The sequence below is a fragment of the Virgibacillus pantothenticus genome, assembly GCF_018075365.1.
GTDB lineage: Bacteria > Bacillota > Bacilli > Bacillales > Amphibacillaceae > Virgibacillus > Virgibacillus pantothenticus.
The window spans coordinates 1627645-1645491 of sequence record NZ_CP073011.1 but is presented as its reverse complement, the minus strand read 5'-3'; the positions used below and the strand labels follow the sequence as shown (position 1 = coordinate 1645491).

Sequence of the window (17847 nt, the reverse complement as noted above, 5' to 3'; positions counted from 1 at the left end):
TTCAATCTCCTTGACGTAAAGGTTGTGTTGCAATAATATTTTCTTCTACACTCATATATAAGTTTAATTTAACTTTACCATTCTCTATAGTTTCATGCAAAACTTTTTCTGAAAGTATGCTTGCTTCACCTAATTCTAATTTTAATTGTTCTTTCGCTTGTGTAATTCCCGCCTCTATTGCTTCTTGTTTTGTCCGTTTCACTGATTTATACGTTTTTTCATGGAGTTTGGTTTCAATTATTTTTACAGGCAAGTCCCATTTTAAAAATCGAAGCTTAGTTTCTTCTTTTTCTTGTTGTATGTTCTTAAAATCAGGTGAGCCAAAACCCCATACGGGCATTTTAAAGTTACCAAAACCAAGATGATATTTTTTCTCTTGGTTTCCGGTTAATTGTTCAGAACTTGTCTTTAATGGCACACTTACTTTCACTTCATACCAGGTTAACGCTGTTATATCTCCGTCAGCCGCTACATATTTGATTTTCTTTTTTTCATCTTCTTCTGATTCTTCTTCATCTGTCATTTTTCCAGAAACTAGCAAATCACCTTTTTCCACATAATCATGCACATCTACTTTGGGAACACCCTGGGAAACATACATTTTCTTGATAATTCCTTTTTTAGCAGCAATTAAGTTTCGAGGTTTTGGTTTTGCTTCTTCTTTAACGACGATCTTTTCTACACCTTCCAAATGAAAGGTTGTCCCTTTTTGATCAATGCCAACCCAAAGCAATTCAGGAACATCGCTTAACAATTGCTGTTGAATTTGCTTTGGAGAGTCAAGTGAGAAAATCCATGAACCTGGCTGGATACCGTATTCCTCCAATTGTTTACCTATTTTTTCCTCAATGTCTTTAGGCACACCGGTTATTTTGACATCCCATACGATATTAGACAAAATAAACAGAAATAAACAACTTAAGATAAATGCAATCAGCAGCTCTTTTTTTCTTAAGTAACGACGAATGATAAACGGAAATCCTTTTTTATCAATGAATTTAATTTTATAATGCATACCTCTTCGTAGCACTTTTATATATTTTGCGTCCTTTAGGCTTATCGTTCCTTGACATGCTTGATTACTTGTCTTCATTACATCCCATATCCGTATTCCATGACTCGTACAGTGTTGAAAAAACAATTCCGGTCGATCGCCAGTTACAACTATAGTAACAGCTCCAGCTGCATTTGGTTTATTTTTTTGTTTCATATCCTTCTCCTCCATCTGGAATAAAGGTTATATCTCTAATCGTTCCTTCTAACAAGATCTCTTCAGGTAACATGAGCTTTAAAACAAAGGCTGACCCTGTAATTCGAATATATCCTTTGTTCGCCTTAAGCTTTAATTCTGTATCTGAATAGCTTGCCAAGCCTTTATGATTTTCAATATAAACATGCAATTGACCAATCACCGTAATTCTTGGCAGCTCAAGTAATACATCTGAAGGAAGTGCAAAAGACTTCGTTAACCATGGTCGAATTTGTTGATGCCATTTTTTCACAAATGCAGCCCCCTCTCACCTATATATTTATGATTCATCCATACAATTAAGAACAATGAAAGGAAAGCTCTTGGAGAAAGACAGAAGAGAAAATGTAAACACGTCATGTATTTTATAGAAGTATGGATTTGTTGGGGAATTTCCTTGAAAGCTATATTTTTTAAAGTCCATATAGCAAAACGTATGTATTGCTTACAAAAACCATTGAAATTAACAAAATAAAACAAATCTTCAAACATAAGGGGTTATCATTCATCCTCACAGCTTGCTAGTACCGTAATGGTACGGCCTAAAAGCAGCTTACGAAATAAGACATTTAAAGGTGCTGTTATCTACACTTAGGTTTGTTTACAGTACAGATTATCCAACTCCTGAAGCGGGAGTTTTACAGCACCTTATATGCGGGAGAACAAAGGCGCAGGGCGCCCGTTTAGCAACGTAGCGAATGGAACGAATCAACTAAAGATTTAGGAATCATGCCACTAAAAACAGGGGTATGCCCACGCCTGAGCGGCAAGCCCGTTTTTAGTCGGCCTTCCCCTTAGCGACGAACCGATGATGACTTATCGTAGGGTGATTCGTGAAGTCGCCTAGTTGCTGGGCTCATGCGCTGGACGTGACTATTCGGTTATTTCATTATCCATAAGCACCTAAGTCTATACTTTCTTATTCTTTAAAAAAAGCCAACTGTACATGTTTGCTGTACAATTGGCTTCCATAATAATTAATAAATTTGCTTCCTTTTCATTTGGTTAGAAAGGATACTGCGATAAGGGTTCTTAGCTCTTGGTTTACCTAATACTTCAGCCATGATAATCCCATTAACTAACCCTTCTTGCGTTAAATTATTAGCAACCTGACGTTTTAGCTTTTGCTTGTGTAGGTGCTTTGTTTCGTCATCCCGCTTGTTTTGAATGGACTTAGCTTGCTGTTGAAATTCCTTCAACGGTGCTTGCAAATTTGTTCCTATTTGCTCTGCTAACTGCTCCATTTGCTGTTGTTTTTGTTCAGAAGCTGACGCTGTTGAAAAAGAGTCTCTTGCGCGTTCTTGACGTTTCATAGGGTTGCTTGGTTTCTTGACAGTTTCTCCCCCAAAAGGCTGAACTGGCCTATTCGTAGGCTTAGAGTGTTTGCTTTTCTCTTCTTTGTCACTGCTAAAAGAATCTTTAAAGAAACCAATAATTCCCGCAATTACTGCAAAAATGATAAAAGCATTGCCAAAAATAGCTTCGAAGAGTTCTTCCATATAACTCCTCCTTTATTTGTCGCAATTTTCACTATTGTTCGTGGTCATCATTACCGTTCCCGGAAAGTTTGCCAATAGAATCTCGCATATCTGTATCTGCATCGATATTTTTATAATTCATATAATCCATAACACCAAGGTTGCCAGAGCGTAGCGCCTCTGCTAAAGCCAATGGTACATCAGCTTCTGCCTCCACCACCTTAGCACGCATTTCTTGTACTTTAGCAAGCATTTCTTGTTCTTGCGCTACAGCCATTGCACGACGCTCTTCTGCTTTCGCTTGCGCGATGTTTTTATCCGCCTCAGCTTGATCAGTTTGCAGGATTGCACCAATGTTTTTACCAATGTCTACATCCGCAATGTCAATCGACAGTATCTCGAAGGCTGTACCTGCATCTAAGCCACGGTTTAAAACATTGTGAGAAATCGAATCTGGATTTTCTAGCACTTCTGCATGTGTATGCGAACTACCAATTGTACTTACAACACCTTCTCCTACACGAGCAATTACTGTCTCCTCACCTGCACCACCCACAAGGCGATCAATATTAGCGCGAACAGTAATGCGAGCTTTAGCCTTTACTTCAATTCCATCCATTGCAATACCCGCAATAAACGGAGTCTCAATTACTTTAGGATTAACACTCATTTGAACGGCTTCTAGTACATCACGACCAGCCAAATCAATCGCTGCTCCTCGTTCAAAAGGTAATTCAATATTTGCACGGTGAGCTGCAATCAGAGCATTTACAACCCTGTCTACATTACCACCTGCTAAATAATGGCTCTCAAGCTGATTAGTTTTTACATTTAGTCCAGCCTTATGCGCTTTGATCAGCGGATTAATAACCCGATTGGGAACAACTCGACGAAGTCTCATCCCAACTAATTGAAAAATACCTACTTTCACACCTGCTGCTAAAGCGCTAATCCAAAGCATTACTGGAATAAAAGTAAATAAGATAGCTACAGCAATTAAAATAGCCGCGATAATAATTAACGGCATTATACTTTGTAAGTCCATCTAGTTTCCTCCTTTATTTATTTTAGATATATTGTAAAACTTATTATTCGTCGGAAATCCGATACGAACAGAAGTTAAACGTCCTCTGAAGGTATTTGTCGTACAACAATACGTACGCCTTCTACTTTTACAATTTTAACTTTCTCATTTTCATCGATAAACCGTCCCTCTGAAATAACGTCCAAACGTTCTTGATCAAAAACAGCTGTACCAGCAGGACGTAACGGTGTAACAGTAATTCCTTCCAAACCTATTAGTTCTAAGCGATTTACCGAAGATACATACCCCAATTCTGTTGTCGTTTGGTCTTTAAGTATAATATGGCGAAAAATACCTTTATCCATTCCCATTCTGCGGAAAAGTATAATGGAAACAATGAATGATAGCAAAAATGCAATTCCGATACTCATGGACATATGACCAATATCATATCCTGACATAAACAACGAGCCAATAATCGCCCCTGCTCCAAGCAAGCCTAATATACCACCAGGCACAAAGAATTCAGCAATAATGAGGCCTATCCCTAATATAAGTAAGACAACAGCTTCCATACCGGCTAAACCAGCTACGATATGTCCGTAAAAAAATAGCACAAGCGAAATGAGCCCCATGATTCCCGCAACACCAAATCCAGGTGAATATAATTCTACAACCAGCCCAAGACTTGCAATCGATAATAAAATTGGGATGACAACAGGATTGGTTAAAAACCTGGCTACTTCTTCGGCCAAAGTCGGTTCCTTTTCCATAACCGTTGCGTTTTCTAAACCTAATCGCTGCAGAAGGTCTTTCCTATTATCAACGGTTCCTTCAGAATACCCGACTTCTAATGCTTCAGATGGTCCTAAAGTTAAAAACTTGCCTTCACCGGCATCTAATTCTGGCAGATCCATAGACTCATCGGCCATAGCCATCGCGTATTTCGGGTCCCTTCCTTTTGATTCTGCAGCGCTTTTCATCGCAGCTATCCAAGCAGATTGAGCTTTTTCATCTGCTGCATTTCCGTCAGATGTTATCACACCACTCGCTCCCATAGTAGCTTGCGGGCGCATATAAATTGTATCTGTATTTAAAGCAATATAAGAACCTGCTGATAATGCTCGATTCACAATAAATGAAGTCGTTGGAACATCTAGATCCTGCAAAATAGTTGCAATCTCTCCAGCTGAATCGACCCTGCCCCCTGGCGTGTTAATTTCAAAAATAATATGATCTGTGCCTTCTTCTATTGCTTCCTTCGTTGCTCTATCGAGAAATGCTTGCAAGCCTCTTTCAACTTCTTTTTCTATTGGGATGATATGAACGGTTTTATGATTCGCATCATTTGCGGATACACCAAATTCAACATAGAATACAGTAATTAAAATCGCACTTAAAAAAATCATATATGTAAACAGTCGTTTAACTGACAATTGCCTTCACCTCCTTCATGATGTACTATGCTATACGCATATTTCTCAATAAAGGTTTCAATTTAAAGTAAACTTATTAAAATATACCATAAATAATCCAATGACACTATCTCTTTAGAACCTTTCATCTTCTTAGGATTGCAAGGCATTATCAACATCTAAAAAGCAATTAACAAACTAGTTTACTTCATTATTCTTCACCTATCAAGCCTTTTGAGAAGCACTTTTTGAAAGTATTTGCAATTTTATTGCTGTTTATTCACGTGTATGTTGTATAGTCCTATTCTTGATGATAGTTAGTATGGAGATATTGTTTGATTTCATATTATTTATCTAAAGTGAGCAGAAGAACGTTATGCAATGGGACATTGCTAAGAGAAGCTAAAATAACTACGAGACTTGAATGCACACGTGGAAATATATAACGTCGTTCTCCTACCATGAGTAGCCCCGTAGTATTTATAAACTTCTTCTTATAAGAAGAGACCCTAATCAATCGATTGACTAGGGTCTCTTTTTTTAGTTACTTAACTGTTTTTGTACAAGTTTGTTAATTTGTGAACCATCTGCTTTACCTTTTACTTTAGGCATAATCGCACTCATAACTTTTCCCATATCTTTTTTGGAAGTTGCATTCACTTCTTCAATCGTTAACTGAACTATTGCCTCTAGCTCTTCATTCGTAAGCTGTTTTGGCATATATGTTTGCAGAATATCCAATTCTGTTTCAAGTTGTTGAACAAGATCATCGCGTCCAGCTGATTTGAATTCTTGGAGGGAATCTTTTCTTTGTTTAACTTCTCTCGACAAGATTGTCATTTCTTCGTCTTCAGATAATGAGTCTTTTCCAAGCTTAATGGTTTCATTTTGTATAGAAGCTTTTACCATGCGAATTACACTAAGGGTAATTTTATCTTTGTTTTTCATCGCCTGCTTCATATCTTGGTTTAATGTTTCGAGTAATGTCACTGATTACACCCTCTTTAGAATTTACGCTTTCTAGCAGCTTCAGATTTCTTTTTGCGACGCACACTTGGTTTTTCGTAGTGTTCACGCTTACGATATTCCTGCAATGTACCACTTTTGGATACACTACGCTTAAAGCGACGAAGAGCATCTTCAAGAGACTCGTTTTTACGAACGCGAGTTGTATTTGACATGCTAATTTCCCTCCCTCCGAAGCACAAAACAGATTGTACTAGCATATGACTTTCAATTCACATGCTTTTTAAAGTATAATATAATCCTTTATTTTGGTCAACTGATTGTTTCCAAACAAACAATAATTTATACATATTAATATCCACTGTTGCCCTGCTCACCTTTTAGAATAGACACACCTGCGCTTGCGCCAATCCTTGTTGCACCAGCTTCTATCATCGCTTTTGTCGTTGCTAAATCACGAATACCTCCAGAAGCTTTTACTCCCATATCCGGCCCTACCGTTTTACGCATTAAACGAATATCTTCAACGGTTGCACCACCACCAGAAAATCCTGTTGATGTTTTTACAAAGTCAGCACCTGCTTGCTTCGCTAATTGGCATGCTTGTACCTTTTCTTCTTCTGTTAATAAAGAAGTTTCAATAATTACCTTTGTAAGTGCTTGACCTTCTGCCGCTTTCACTACTGCTTCTATGTCCGCGAGAACCGTTTGTTTATCTCCGGATTTCAATGCGCCGATGTTAATAACCATATCTACTTCTGTCGCACCATCCTTAATTGCTTGCTTAGTTTCTTCCACCTTTGCAAAAGTAGAAGTAGCTCCTAATGGAAAACCAATGACTGTACAAACCTTAACTGATGTTGCTTTTAATTGTTCGAAACAGTAAGGGACCCAATATGGATTAACACACACAGATGCAAAGTCATGCTCTTTAGCTTCCTCCACAATTTGGGCAATTTTTTCTTTTGTTGTATCTGGCTTTAATTGCGTATGATCAATATATTTTGCTAAATTATCCATCAAATTCATTCCTTCCTAACATAGTTGTACGTACCTCTTTGAATATCATAGCATTTATTGCAAAAGAAATCTAATATTGACGAAAAAAAGAGTTTGTTCCAATAATGTAGAGAAAAATGGATTATGAGATTATTCCATAAGAAAGCCGGCAAAAGTGAACATCCTTTTTTAGAAAGTATTTGTTCACGTATTGCCGGGTAAATTAGTTGGCACTCACTTTACCATATGCTGTTTCATCTAGCACTCTTACAAATGTCGCTTGATTAAGCGGGTAATCTGCTTTCGTTATTTTTACACGCACGAGCTTGCCAATCATATCTGGCGTACCAGAAAAAGCTACTTTTAAATAATTATCTGTATATCCAATCAATTGATTTGGATGTTGTTCGTCCTGGGAATGTTCTTCAGGTATTACTTCAAGTACTTCATTTTCGTAGTTCGAAGCATATTCCTTAGCTAACCGCTCTGATAATTCAATTAGTTGATGGACACGGTTATTTTTCACCTCATCATCAACTTGCCCCTCCATCCGAGCAGCTGGTGTGCCTGTTCTGCGAGAATAAGGGAATACATGGAGTTCAGAAAAACCAATTTCCTTAATAAAATCATATGTTTCTTGAAATTCTTCGTCCGTTTCCCCTGGAAAGCCAACAATAACATCAGAAGTTATTGCTAGCCCTGGCAGTGCTTTTTTCAATTTCATCACTTTTTCCTTATAATAAGAACTTGCATATTTCCGGCGCATTCTCGCTAATACCGAATCAGATCCCGATTGTAATGGAATATGCAAATGCCTGACAACCTTTTCGGACTGATCTAATACTTCCACGACTTCATCAGTAATTTGACTAGCTTCGATAGAAGAAATACGGATTCGCTTTAATCCATTGACTTTGGACTCTAAATCGTGCAAAAGCATGGCAAAATTATAATCTTTTATATCTTCACCATAGCCTGCTGTGTGAATACCTGTTAATACAATTTCTTTATACCCTGCATCTACAAGCTTTTGTGCTTGTTCAATTACATTTTGTGGGTCCCTTGAACGTAATAGCCCACGTGACCAAGGAATAATACAAAAGGTACAGAAGTTGTTACAGCCTTCCTGAATTTTCAAAGATGCACGAGTACGATCAGAAAACTCAGGGACATCCATTTCCTCAAAGACTCGATTTTTCATAATATTAGAAACACCATTTACTGGTTCTTTCGATTTTTTATGCTGTTCAATATAGCTGATCATATGCTTTCGATCTTGTGTGCCTACAACCACGTCTACCCCTGGTATTTCCATGATTTCTCCTGGAGAAGTTTGAGCATAGCAACCAGTAACACAGACAACAGCTTCCGGATTTTTGCGGATTGCTCGCCGAATAACTTGCCTGCTTTTTTTATCACCTGTGTTTGTCACCGTACACGTATTAATCACGTAAACATCAGAATTACGATCAAAATCGACTCTTTCATAACCATGTTCCTTAAACATGTTCCATATACCTTCTGTTTCATAATGGTTTACTTTGCAACCTAATGTATGAAAAGCTACTGTTGGCATGATGAACACCTCATTTCTTCAAAGTGATACGATATACTTGCTAACGTATATAGTGCAGCAGTTTCTGTCCGTAAAATCCTTGGTCCAAGCCGTATTGCTTGAAATTCATTTTCTTTTAAAAATTTCACTTCTTCATCTGAAAACCCGCCTTCAGGACCAATGCATACAAGCAGACTTTGTTTTTTTTCAAGTTTTGCTAATGCCGAACCCAATGACTGATGTTGTTCTGATTTAGCTTCTTCTTCGTAAGCGAACAAAGCGAAGTCATAGTCTTTGGAAGCTTCTATGATTTCAGAAAGCCCCTTACAAGGATCTACTGCTGGAATTTTATTGCGGTGGCTTTGCTCACTAGCCTCTTTAACAATTTTATGCCACCGTTTTACTTTCTTTTCTTTTCGTCTTTCTTCCCATTTTACAACGGATCGAGCTGCTTGAAAAGGCAAAAATCGATGAGCGCCGAGCTCTGTCCCTTTTTGTAAAATCCATTCCAGCTTGTCACCTTTTGGTAATGCCTGTGCAATAGCAATATCTACAGGTAATTCTGCATGATGCGTTAACCAGTCCACAATATCGGCATAGACAACCTGATTGTCTAAAAATGTGATCTGACAAATAGCGGCTTGTCCATCTGGATGATTACAAATAATCTCATCCCCTGCCTGAAATCGCATTACACGCTTTATATGATGCACATCATCTCCGGTAATCTTGATCGTTTTATCAGACCACGTATGTGCAGGTACAAAATAACGTTGCAATAGTTAACACCTTCTTCCACTATTGATTCGGTTTTAATGCAACAATTGAAACCCAATCTTCTAATTCGTTGACTTGAATGATCTCAAAACCTTGTTGTTCCAAATGTTCTTTTACTAATTGCTTTTTACTCTGTGTAATTCCAGATGTAATAAAATAACCACCAAATTTCAATCGCTCCCAAGCTTCTTCAATGAACCGCACAATCACTTCAGCTAAAATATTAGAAACAATAAGATCTGCTTCCACCTTTACATGGTCCAATAAATTATTTTGCTTTGCAATTATCTTTTCCTCTAATTGGTTTAATTTTGCGTTTAATACCGTACTCTTTACAGCTACATCATCCAAATCATACGCATAAACACGCGTAGCTCCTAATAACGCTGCTGCAATACTTAACACACCAGACCCCGAACCTACATCAATTACTGTATCATTTTTATGAAGAAATTGCTCTAATGCCTGAATACTTAATACAGTTGTTGGATGTGTACCGGTACCAAAGGCCATACCTGGATCAAGTTCAATAATGATTTCATCTGTATCTACAGGTTGATAATCTTCCCATGTCGGTGTAATCGTAATCCGTTTCGATATTTTCACAGGTTTGTAATACTTTTTCCAAGCAGTGGCCCATTCCTCTTCATGGACTTCACTTAAGGTGATCTGATTTCTGCCTAAATCGATATCATATAACATTAAGTTGTTAATTGCTTGTTTTATTTCTTCCACCGTTTCACCTAAAAAACTGTTGATAGGAAGATAAGCCTTAATATAAACCCCTTCCTCTGGGTATTCTTCAGGGTTTAATTCATATATTTCCCCATAAATAGAAGTATGTTCCCTCTCTAAATCTAAAGCATCTTCAATCACAAGACCACTTGCTCCATTTTCATGTAAAATATTCGATATCGGTTCTATAGCTTCATTCGTCGTATGGATACAAAGTTCAGACCATTTCATCTTCAATCACCCTTTTCTTATACTATAAACCAAAAAAATCTTATACTTTCCTATAGTGGAACAAAGGCGCAAGTGCCCGTTTAGCAACGTAGCGAATGGAACGAATCAACTAAAGATAAAGGAATCATGCCCCTACAACAGGGGTATGCCGACGCCTGAGCGGCAAGCCCGTTTTTAGTTTTTAGCCGGCCTTCCTCTTTGTAACGAACCGATGATGACTTATCGTAGGGCGCATTTCTAAAGTCGCATCGTTGCCGGGCTCATGCGCTGGACGTGACTATTCGGTTATTTCATTATCCATATGCACCTAAGTTTATACTTTCCTATAGTGTAAAGAAAACTTGGCTGGTGCCAAGTCTTCCATGTAATCGCCCGTGTTTAGCTTTTAGTAAAATGGTATAGAGTATTTTTCACCTATCAATGGTTGCTTGCTAACATGTATAAATGTCTTCACCTTTCAAGTAGTAGCGTATGAATCAACCCTGTGGAAAGCTTTTCAACAGCGTAAACTATTTAAAACAACTAATTACTCTACCATTATAGATGAAGCTTGTACTTAAAACTATTCTTACATAAAAATTTGTTGGGTGAATTGCATTTACACAAACCCATTATGTATACGGTGTGAAAAACACACCGTTATTCACTTTTGAATGCCTTCTTAAATCGTTCAAATAAGGAACCCTCTTGTTCATCTGTTGCCTCATTGCCACTGATATCATTAAATTCTCGTAACAATTCCTTCTGGCGATCGGTAAGCTTTGTAGGTGTTATTACCTTCACTTTAATATGCTGATCACCATGACCATATCCTCTCACATTTGGTGCACCTTTACCTTTCATGCGAAAGACTTTGCCAGATTGAGTTCCAGCTGGTATTTTTAGTTTTACTTTCCCATGAACTGTCGGCACTTCCACTTCATCTCCAAGCGCTGCCTGCGCGAAAGTTAACGGCAGTTCACAGAAAATATGATCCCCTTCTCGCTGGAAGAATTCATGTGGTTTAATATGCACTACGACAAATAAGTCTCCTGGAGGGCCCCCGTTAATACCAGCTTCTCCTTTACCTGACACTCGAATTTGTTGACCTTCATCAATTCCAGCTGGTATGGAAATATGAATTTTGCGGCGTTTTTTCACTCTGCCAGTACCGCCACATGTCGTACATTTTTCTGGGATGATTTTACCTGAGCCATTACAATAATGACATACTCTGCGGTTAACAACCTTACCAAATGGTGTGTTTTGCTCCATATTTAATTGACCTGAACCGTTACAATGAGAGCAGGTTTTCGTTTTCGTTCCGGGTTTTGCCCCAGAACCTGAGCAAGTATCGCATGTCTCTTCTTTAGGAATCGTAATCTCGGCTTCTTTACCAAAAATAGCCTCTTCAAATTCCAACTCCATCGTATATTGTAAATCTGCTCCTTGCTGTGGGGCATTTGGATCTCTTCTGCGCCCGCCCCCACCAAAAAACATATCAAATATATCGCCAAAGCCACCGCCGAAGTCTTGAGCCCCGCCAAAGCCACCGAACCCTTGACTTTGAGGTCCAGCATGTCCAAATTGATCATACTGCGCCCGTTTTTGTTCATCACTTAACACTTCATAGGCTTCCTTGGCTTCTTTAAATTTATCTGCAGCACCCGCTTCTTTATTCACATCTGGATGGTATTTTCTGGCTAATTTACGATATGCCTTTTTTATTTCATCTTTGGAAGCGCCTTTTTCGACTCCAAGGATTTCATAGTAGTCTCGTTTACTCACTTGATCACTCTCCCCGATACACACTTTTGCATAGCTCTTATCTTACCACCATATATATGCATGTGGCAAATATGCGCAAACGATAAACGTGTAAAAAGTCAAAGCCAAGAGGAACCTGACTTTGACTTTACAATTAACAGGCTGATAATCGAAGAAAGGTGGCACCGCCACTATCCTTCATTTTCCTGTTCCAATGTTTACTTTTTATCCTTATCTTCTTCATCGTCTACTTCTTGATATTCCGCGTCAACGACATCATCGTCACTATTTGAACCTTGTTCACTTTGTTGAGCTTGTTGCTGTTGCGCCATTTGCTCATACAATTTAACCGAAAGCTGTTGTACTTGCTCCTGTAACGCTTCTTTCTTTTCTTTAATTTTTTCAATATCGTCCGCTTCTAGTGCAGATTTCAATTCATCTTTTGCTGCTTCTGCTTTTTGTTTCTCATCGTCAGAAACTTTGTCGCCAAGATCTTTAATTGTTTTATCCGTTGTAAAGATTAACTGATCCGCTTCATTGCGTAATTCAATCTCTTCACGACGTTTTTTATCTGCCTCCGCATTTTCTTCGGCTTCTTTAACCATACGTTCTACTTCTTCATCAGAAAGACCAGAAGAAGATTTAATCGTAATCGATTGCTCTTTATTTGTTCCCAGATCTTTAGCGCGAACATTAACAATTCCGTTAGCATCAATATCAAACGTAACTTCAATTTGTGGAACACCACGTGGTGCTGGTGGAATATCCGTTAATTGGAAACGACCTAATGTCTTATTATCTGCCGCCATTTCGCGTTCACCTTGTAAGACATGAATATCAACGGCTGTTTGATTATCAGCAGCTGTTGAGAAAATTTGCGAATGACTAGTTGGGATTGTAGTATTACGTTCGATTAATTTAGTTGTTACGCCCCCCATTGTTTCAATACCTAAAGAAAGTGGAGTAACGTCTAATAATACAACATCTTTCACGTCACCTTGAAGGACACCACCTTGAATAGCCGCACCAAGTGCAACAACTTCATCCGGGTTTACACCTTTTGATGGTTCTTTACCAATAACACGTTTAATTGCTTCTTGAACAGCAGGAATTCTTGTTGAACCACCGACTAAAATAACTTTATCAATATCATTTGCTGAATAATCAGCATCAGATAAAGCTTTACGTGTAGGTATCATCGTACGCTCAACAAGATCAGAGGAGAGTTCTTCAAATTTCGCTCTTGTTAATGTCATTTCTAAGTGTAATGGACCAGCCTCACCTGCTGTAATAAATGGTAAGGAAATTTGTGTTTGCGATACTCCGGACAGTTCTTTTTTCGCTTTTTCCGCTGCGTCTTTCAAACGTTGCGTAGCCATTTTGTCCTTAGATAAATCAATACCATTTTCTTTCTTAAATTCTTGTACCATATAGTCTATAATAACTTGGTCGAAATCGTCGCCACCTAGACGATTATCTCCAGCTGTAGAAACGACTTCAAATGTACCGTCACCAATGTCTAGGATAGAAACATCAAATGTTCCTCCGCCTAAGTCATATACTAAAATCGTTTGATCTTCATCTTCTTTATCGATTCCGTAAGCCAATGCAGCCGCTGTTGGTTCGTTAATAATACGCTCTACTTCCAAACCAGCAATCTTACCAGCATCTTTCGTTGCTTGACGCTCAGCGTCATTAAAGTAAGCAGGGACTGTAATAACAGCTTTTTCAACTTTCTCCCCAATATAGTCTTCAGCATAAGACTTAAGATGTTGAAGTACAATAGCTGAAACCTCTTGTGGTGTATATTCTTTATCTTCAATTTTCACTTTATAATCTGTTCCCATATGACGCTTAATAGATTGGATCGTGTTAGGGTTTGTAATTGCTTGGCGCTTTGCAACTTCACCCACTTGTCTTTCTCCATTCTTAAACGCTACAACAGAAGGAGTTGTACGGTTACCTTCAGGGTTTGGGATTACGACAGATTCGCCACCTTCCATTACTGCGACACAAGAGTTTGTTGTACCTAAGTCAATACCGATTATTTTACTCATAGTTATTTCCTCCTTAACTAGCAAAAACGATTATTTAGTTACTTTTACCATTGCTGGACGAATTACACGATCTTTTAATTTATAGCCTTTCTGCAACTCTTCTACAACGGTGTTCGATGGCTGATCATCATCTTCTACTTGCATAACAGCATGATGTATGTTTGGGTCAAATTCTTCCCCAACCGCTGGGATCTCTTCTGCACCTTGTGAAGCTAGCGCCTCTTTTAATTGGTTATAAACCATAGAGATACCATCAATAATACTCGCAGTGGCTTCTGTTTTTTCGACTTGCAAAGCACGCTCAAAGTTATCTAAAGCAGGTAACAATTCTTGAATTAAATCCTGTGATTGATATTTACGAGCTGCTTCGCGCTCTTTAATCGTACGCTTTTTAAAATTGTCATACTCAGCTTGAACTCGAAGTAATTGTTGATACAGTTCATCTTTTTCTGCTTGTAATGCATTCAATTTTGATTGTAATTGTGAAGTATCCTCTTCACTGTCATTCGCTTCTTCTGTTTCTTCTTTATCTAAAACTTCTACAGATTCAGCTGTTTCATCCTCCACTACCTCTTCGTTAACATTGTTCTCTTCTTCAGTAGTCGTGTTTGTTTGTTTTTCCTGTTCCTCCACGCCTGACACCTCCAATTTAAACTAACCATCATACACTATAACACGTTGAGCCTCAGAACGAAACAGTGGGGTTTTATGAGCTGCTCATCCTAGACGCGTTCAGCTTTATCAATTAATTTTCATCTTTGTACCTCATATACAATACGTCTGTCATTTCATGAGAAAGGATATTTAATAATGAAATCACTTTACGATATTCCATTCTTGTTGGACCAAGCAACGCGATCGTTCCCATTTGCCCCTCACCTAAATGGTAAGCAGCAGTAATTAAGCTTAAATCCTTAATGGCGTCAACGTCATTTTCCCTACCAATTGAAACTTTAATGCCATCATTGGATTGCTTTAATAAATTCACTATTTCATCTTCATTTTCAATCATCGTGTAAAAAGCTCGAATCTTATTAACATCATTGAATTCAGGTTGCATAAGCATGTTAGACTTTCCGCCGATATATAATTTGACTGGGTGATCTTGCAGAAATGCACCTTTTAAGTGTTGATATGACTTATCTAAATCAGAAACATACTTCTGCATCATCGCATCAATTTCTGCATTAAATTTTTCAGCCAGCTGCAAAATCGGAACACCATGTAGCTGATCATTTAAAATATTGACCATTTTCTCCAAGTCAGAGCTATTTATTTCCTCAGGAATTGAAAATGAACGATGCTCGACATGTCCCGTATTTGTAACAAGTATAGCAACAGCAGTACTGGCTGATAATGGTATGATTTGAATTTGCTTTAATTTTGTCTCAAAGATTTCAGGCCCCAATATAATCGATGTATAATTGGTCAACTCTGATAATACCTCTGCAGACATTTGTACAATTTGCTCAAACTCAAAAAAACCATCTTGAATCATGTGCTTTATCACATTGCCTTCTTGTTGTAAAATACTTGGCGAAATAAGATGGTCCACATAATAGCGGTACCCCTTTTCAGAAGGAATACGACCAGACGATGAATGAGTTTTCTCAAGAAACCCCATATCTTCTAAGTCTGCCATTTCATTACGGATGGTTGCAGCACTATATGGAATCACTTCCTTCTTTGCAATAGCACGTGAGCCAACTGGATGTGCCGACTCGATGAAATCATCAATTATGACTTGTAAAATTAATAACTGCCTTTCTGTTAACATGATGATCACCTCTGTTAGCACTCATTCCTTTCGAGTGCTAATGCTAATATTAAATTATCAAATCCACTTTTTTTTGTCAATAAAATGGCATGCGTGAATACAATCTTTTTATGGAGATAAAACCAATCCAGTGTGGAATGGTTTATGATGCCGTTTACAACACAAGGGGCTATACAAATGCTCCATCACTAACTGCAAATATTAGTCATAATAAAATAGCCTGTATGTATAAGACCACACAGACTATTTGGTTATTCCCTAGTGAATTACCGTATCTTCGAGTAAAAACCTTTCAAATACTTCATTAGCTAATATTTTTCCTTCTTCTGTTAATGCGACTTTATCTTCTTCTTCCATCAACCAGCCGCGATCCATCAGTTCCTTTATCGAGGAGCGATATAGCTGATCCATGGAGAGACCAAATTTATCTGCAAATTGGTGTTTGCTCACCCCCGCCATTCTGCGTAAACCAAGAAACATCTCTTCTTCGATTTGTTCTTTTTTGCCGATGACATCTACATGTAAAACAGGCTTGCCGTTCTTTTTTGCTTGTTTAATATATGCAGGTAATGGTCGGATATTGCCATAGCGCTTCCCAGGCAAGTATCCATAAGCACCGGCTCCAAACCCGTAATAGAAATCATTATTCCAATAGGTTAAATTATGTTTACTTTCAAAACCTCGTTTAGCAAAATTACTAATTTCGTATTGGTGTAACCCATTTTCTTCTGCCGTTGCTTTTAAAATGTCATACATTTTTACTTCATCCTCTTGCGGAGGCCGAGGTAGTTGTCCTTTTTTATAACGCTGATAAAAGACAGTCTTCGGTTCAATTTGTAACGCATATGTTGAAAGGTGTGGCAGATTTAAATCCATTGCCTTAGCTAATGAATCTTGAAAGTGCGCAACGGTTTGGTTGGGGAGAGCATAGATTAAATCCGTACTAATATTACGAATGCCGTAATTTTGCAATAATGAAACGGTATTGTACACATCCTTAACGGTATGGATCCTACCTAGCGTTTTTAGCATCTCATTATCAAACACTTGTACACCTAAGGATACTCGATTAACCCCATAAGCTCGTAATAGCTCAACCTTCTCTTTACTAAAGTCACCAGGGTTTGCCTCAATCGTAAACTCTTCACATGCGTCAAGATTAAATTTCTGTGCGATGTGACTTAGCACGGTTTCCAATTGCTGAACGGTTAAAGCAGTGGGTGTTCCTCCTCCAATAAATATCGTCCTCACGTTCATTTGTTCTTCCTGTACATAAGTAGATATTTCTTGTTTTAACGCTTCAATATAATCGTTTGCTAGCTGTTCATTATAAAAGAATTTCGTAAAGTCACAGTAATGACAAATTTGCTGACAAAACGGGATGTGGATATAGACAGATTGAATAGATGTCATAAAATACTCCTTCATGGAAAACAAACTTTATTTCAGAGATGACATGTACTTCGAATAAGTTAAGTCAATCCGACTAGTAAAGTCATCATTTTTATTTATCGTTTATTGTAATGGCTTTAATACCTCAAATACAAGTACTAGCCACCAATACCGATGCGATCCAAATACATATAAAATGTAAACTTCATGGAGTAGGAGTTTTCCTCCCCCCATACTGACAAAATAGTACAACGACTAACCTCTTTCGTTCACTGGAAAAAGTATTATACCTTTTCGGTGTGTCCCGCCTTGTTTGATCGACATTTTATCGAATCGAGCGAATCGGAACTTTAGCTGTGGTTATTTCCCGCTTAGACTTCTTCATATCGCTACAACTCTTAGTTCTGGGGTTACCTATATTCGAGAAATAATAATTTTAAAAACGT

General features: G+C 38.0%; 16 protein-coding genes. All 16 read right to left on the bottom strand.

Features of this window, described 5'->3' with window-relative positions:
• Position 1: 1 nt before the first annotated feature.
• Positions 2–1210, bottom strand: coding sequence for a sporulation protein YqfD (yqfD, locus tag KBP50_RS07735; protein WP_050353106.1), 1209 nt, complete (start codon positions 1208–1210; stop codon positions 2–4).
• Entirely contained in the window at positions 1194–1502 is a 309-nt protein-coding gene (gene yqfC, locus KBP50_RS07730) for a sporulation protein YqfC (protein WP_050353107.1), read from the bottom strand. The genes yqfD and yqfC overlap by 17 nt, the downstream gene beginning before the upstream one ends.
• Before the next feature lie 724 nt (positions 1503–2226).
• Positions 2227–2748 (bottom strand): hypothetical protein, encoded by a 522-nt coding sequence (locus KBP50_RS07725; protein WP_050353108.1) that lies wholly within the window; start codon positions 2746–2748, stop codon positions 2227–2229.
• Positions 2749–2779: 31 nt separating this feature from the next.
• On the bottom strand, positions 2780–3772 hold the full coding sequence (gene floA / locus KBP50_RS07720; RefSeq protein ID WP_050353109.1) for a flotillin-like protein FloA: 993 nt from the start codon (positions 3770–3772) through the stop codon (positions 2780–2782).
• A 74-nt stretch (positions 3773–3846) separates the two neighbouring features.
• Positions 3847–5160, bottom strand: a complete 1314-nt coding sequence (locus KBP50_RS07715) for an NfeD family protein (RefSeq protein WP_050353554.1) — start codon at positions 5158–5160, stop codon at positions 3847–3849.
• Positions 5161–5706: 546 nt separating this feature from the next.
• On the bottom strand, positions 5707–6156 hold the full coding sequence (locus KBP50_RS07710) for a GatB/YqeY domain-containing protein (protein ID WP_050353110.1): 450 nt from the start codon (positions 6154–6156) through the stop codon (positions 5707–5709).
• A 14-nt stretch (positions 6157–6170) separates the two neighbouring features.
• On the bottom strand, positions 6171–6347 hold the full coding sequence (gene rpsU, locus KBP50_RS07705) for a 30S ribosomal protein S21 (RefSeq protein WP_019377991.1): 177 nt from the start codon (positions 6345–6347) through the stop codon (positions 6171–6173).
• Positions 6348–6483: 136 nt separating this feature from the next.
• Complete coding sequence (gene deoC, locus KBP50_RS07700) at positions 6484–7155, bottom strand: deoxyribose-phosphate aldolase (RefSeq protein ID WP_373314089.1); 672 nt, start codon at positions 7153–7155, stop codon at positions 6484–6486.
• 199 nt (positions 7156–7354) lie between these two features.
• The gene (mtaB, locus tag KBP50_RS07695; protein WP_050353111.1) at positions 7355–8707 is read right to left on the bottom strand and encodes a tRNA (N(6)-L-threonylcarbamoyladenosine(37)-C(2))-methylthiotransferase MtaB; all 1353 of its coding nucleotides are present in this window, start codon (positions 8705–8707) and stop codon (positions 7355–7357) included.
• Positions 8695–9465 carry a 16S rRNA (uracil(1498)-N(3))-methyltransferase gene (locus KBP50_RS07690; protein ID WP_050353112.1) on the bottom strand — a complete coding sequence of 257 codons (771 nt, stop codon included), beginning with the start codon at positions 9463–9465 and terminating at the stop codon, positions 8695–8697. The genes mtaB and KBP50_RS07690 overlap by 13 nt, the downstream gene beginning before the upstream one ends.
• A gap of 19 nt (positions 9466–9484) precedes the next feature.
• On the bottom strand, positions 9485–10429 hold the full coding sequence (gene prmA, locus KBP50_RS07685; RefSeq protein ID WP_050353113.1) for a 50S ribosomal protein L11 methyltransferase: 945 nt from the start codon (positions 10427–10429) through the stop codon (positions 9485–9487).
• Positions 10430–11068: 639 nt separating this feature from the next.
• Positions 11069–12196 carry a molecular chaperone DnaJ gene (gene dnaJ / locus KBP50_RS07680; RefSeq protein ID WP_050353114.1) on the bottom strand — a complete coding sequence of 376 codons (1128 nt, stop codon included), beginning with the start codon at positions 12194–12196 and terminating at the stop codon, positions 11069–11071.
• A 197-nt stretch (positions 12197–12393) separates the two neighbouring features.
• Complete coding sequence (gene dnaK, locus KBP50_RS07675) at positions 12394–14232, bottom strand: molecular chaperone DnaK (RefSeq protein ID WP_050353115.1); 1839 nt, start codon at positions 14230–14232, stop codon at positions 12394–12396.
• Positions 14233–14262: 30 nt separating this feature from the next.
• The gene (gene grpE / locus KBP50_RS07670; protein ID WP_050353116.1) at positions 14263–14865 is read right to left on the bottom strand and encodes a nucleotide exchange factor GrpE; all 603 of its coding nucleotides are present in this window, start codon (positions 14863–14865) and stop codon (positions 14263–14265) included.
• A gap of 112 nt (positions 14866–14977) precedes the next feature.
• Positions 14978–16009 (bottom strand): heat-inducible transcriptional repressor HrcA, encoded by a 1032-nt coding sequence (gene hrcA / locus KBP50_RS07665; protein ID WP_050353117.1) that lies wholly within the window; start codon positions 16007–16009, stop codon positions 14978–14980.
• Positions 16010–16267: 258 nt separating this feature from the next.
• A complete protein-coding gene (gene hemW, locus KBP50_RS07660) occupies positions 16268–17422 on the bottom strand; it encodes a radical SAM family heme chaperone HemW (RefSeq protein ID WP_050353118.1) in 1155 nt (384 codons plus the stop codon).
• Positions 17423–17847: the final 425 nt, after the last annotated feature.

Coding starts and splice junctions, on each gene's coding strand:
- yqfD (WP_050353106.1), bottom strand. CDS start 1,210: ATGAAACAAAAAAATAAACCAAATGCAGCTGGAGCTGTTACTATAGTT.
- KBP50_RS07725 (WP_050353108.1), bottom strand. CDS start 2,748: ATGGAAGAACTCTTCGAAGCTATTTTTGGCAATGCTTTTATCATTTTT.
- floA (WP_050353109.1), bottom strand. CDS start 3,772: ATGGACTTACAAAGTATAATGCCGTTAATTATTATCGCGGCTATTTTA.
- KBP50_RS07715 (WP_050353554.1), bottom strand. CDS start 5,160: ATGATTTTTTTAAGTGCGATTTTAATTACTGTATTCTATGTTGAATTT.
- rpsU (WP_019377991.1), bottom strand. CDS start 6,347: ATGTCAAATACAACTCGCGTTCGTAAAAACGAGTCTCTTGAAGATGCT.
- mtaB (WP_050353111.1), bottom strand. CDS start 8,707: ATGCCAACAGTAGCTTTTCATACATTAGGTTGCAAAGTAAACCATTAT.
- prmA (WP_050353113.1), bottom strand. CDS start 10,429: ATGAAATGGTCTGAACTTTGTATCCATACGACGAATGAAGCTATAGAA.
- dnaK (WP_050353115.1), bottom strand. CDS start 14,232: ATGAGTAAAATAATCGGTATTGACTTAGGTACAACAAACTCTTGTGTC.
- hrcA (WP_050353117.1), bottom strand. CDS start 16,009: ATGTTAACAGAAAGGCAGTTATTAATTTTACAAGTCATAATTGATGAT.
- hemW (WP_050353118.1), bottom strand. CDS start 17,422: ATGACATCTATTCAATCTGTCTATATCCACATCCCGTTTTGTCAGCAA.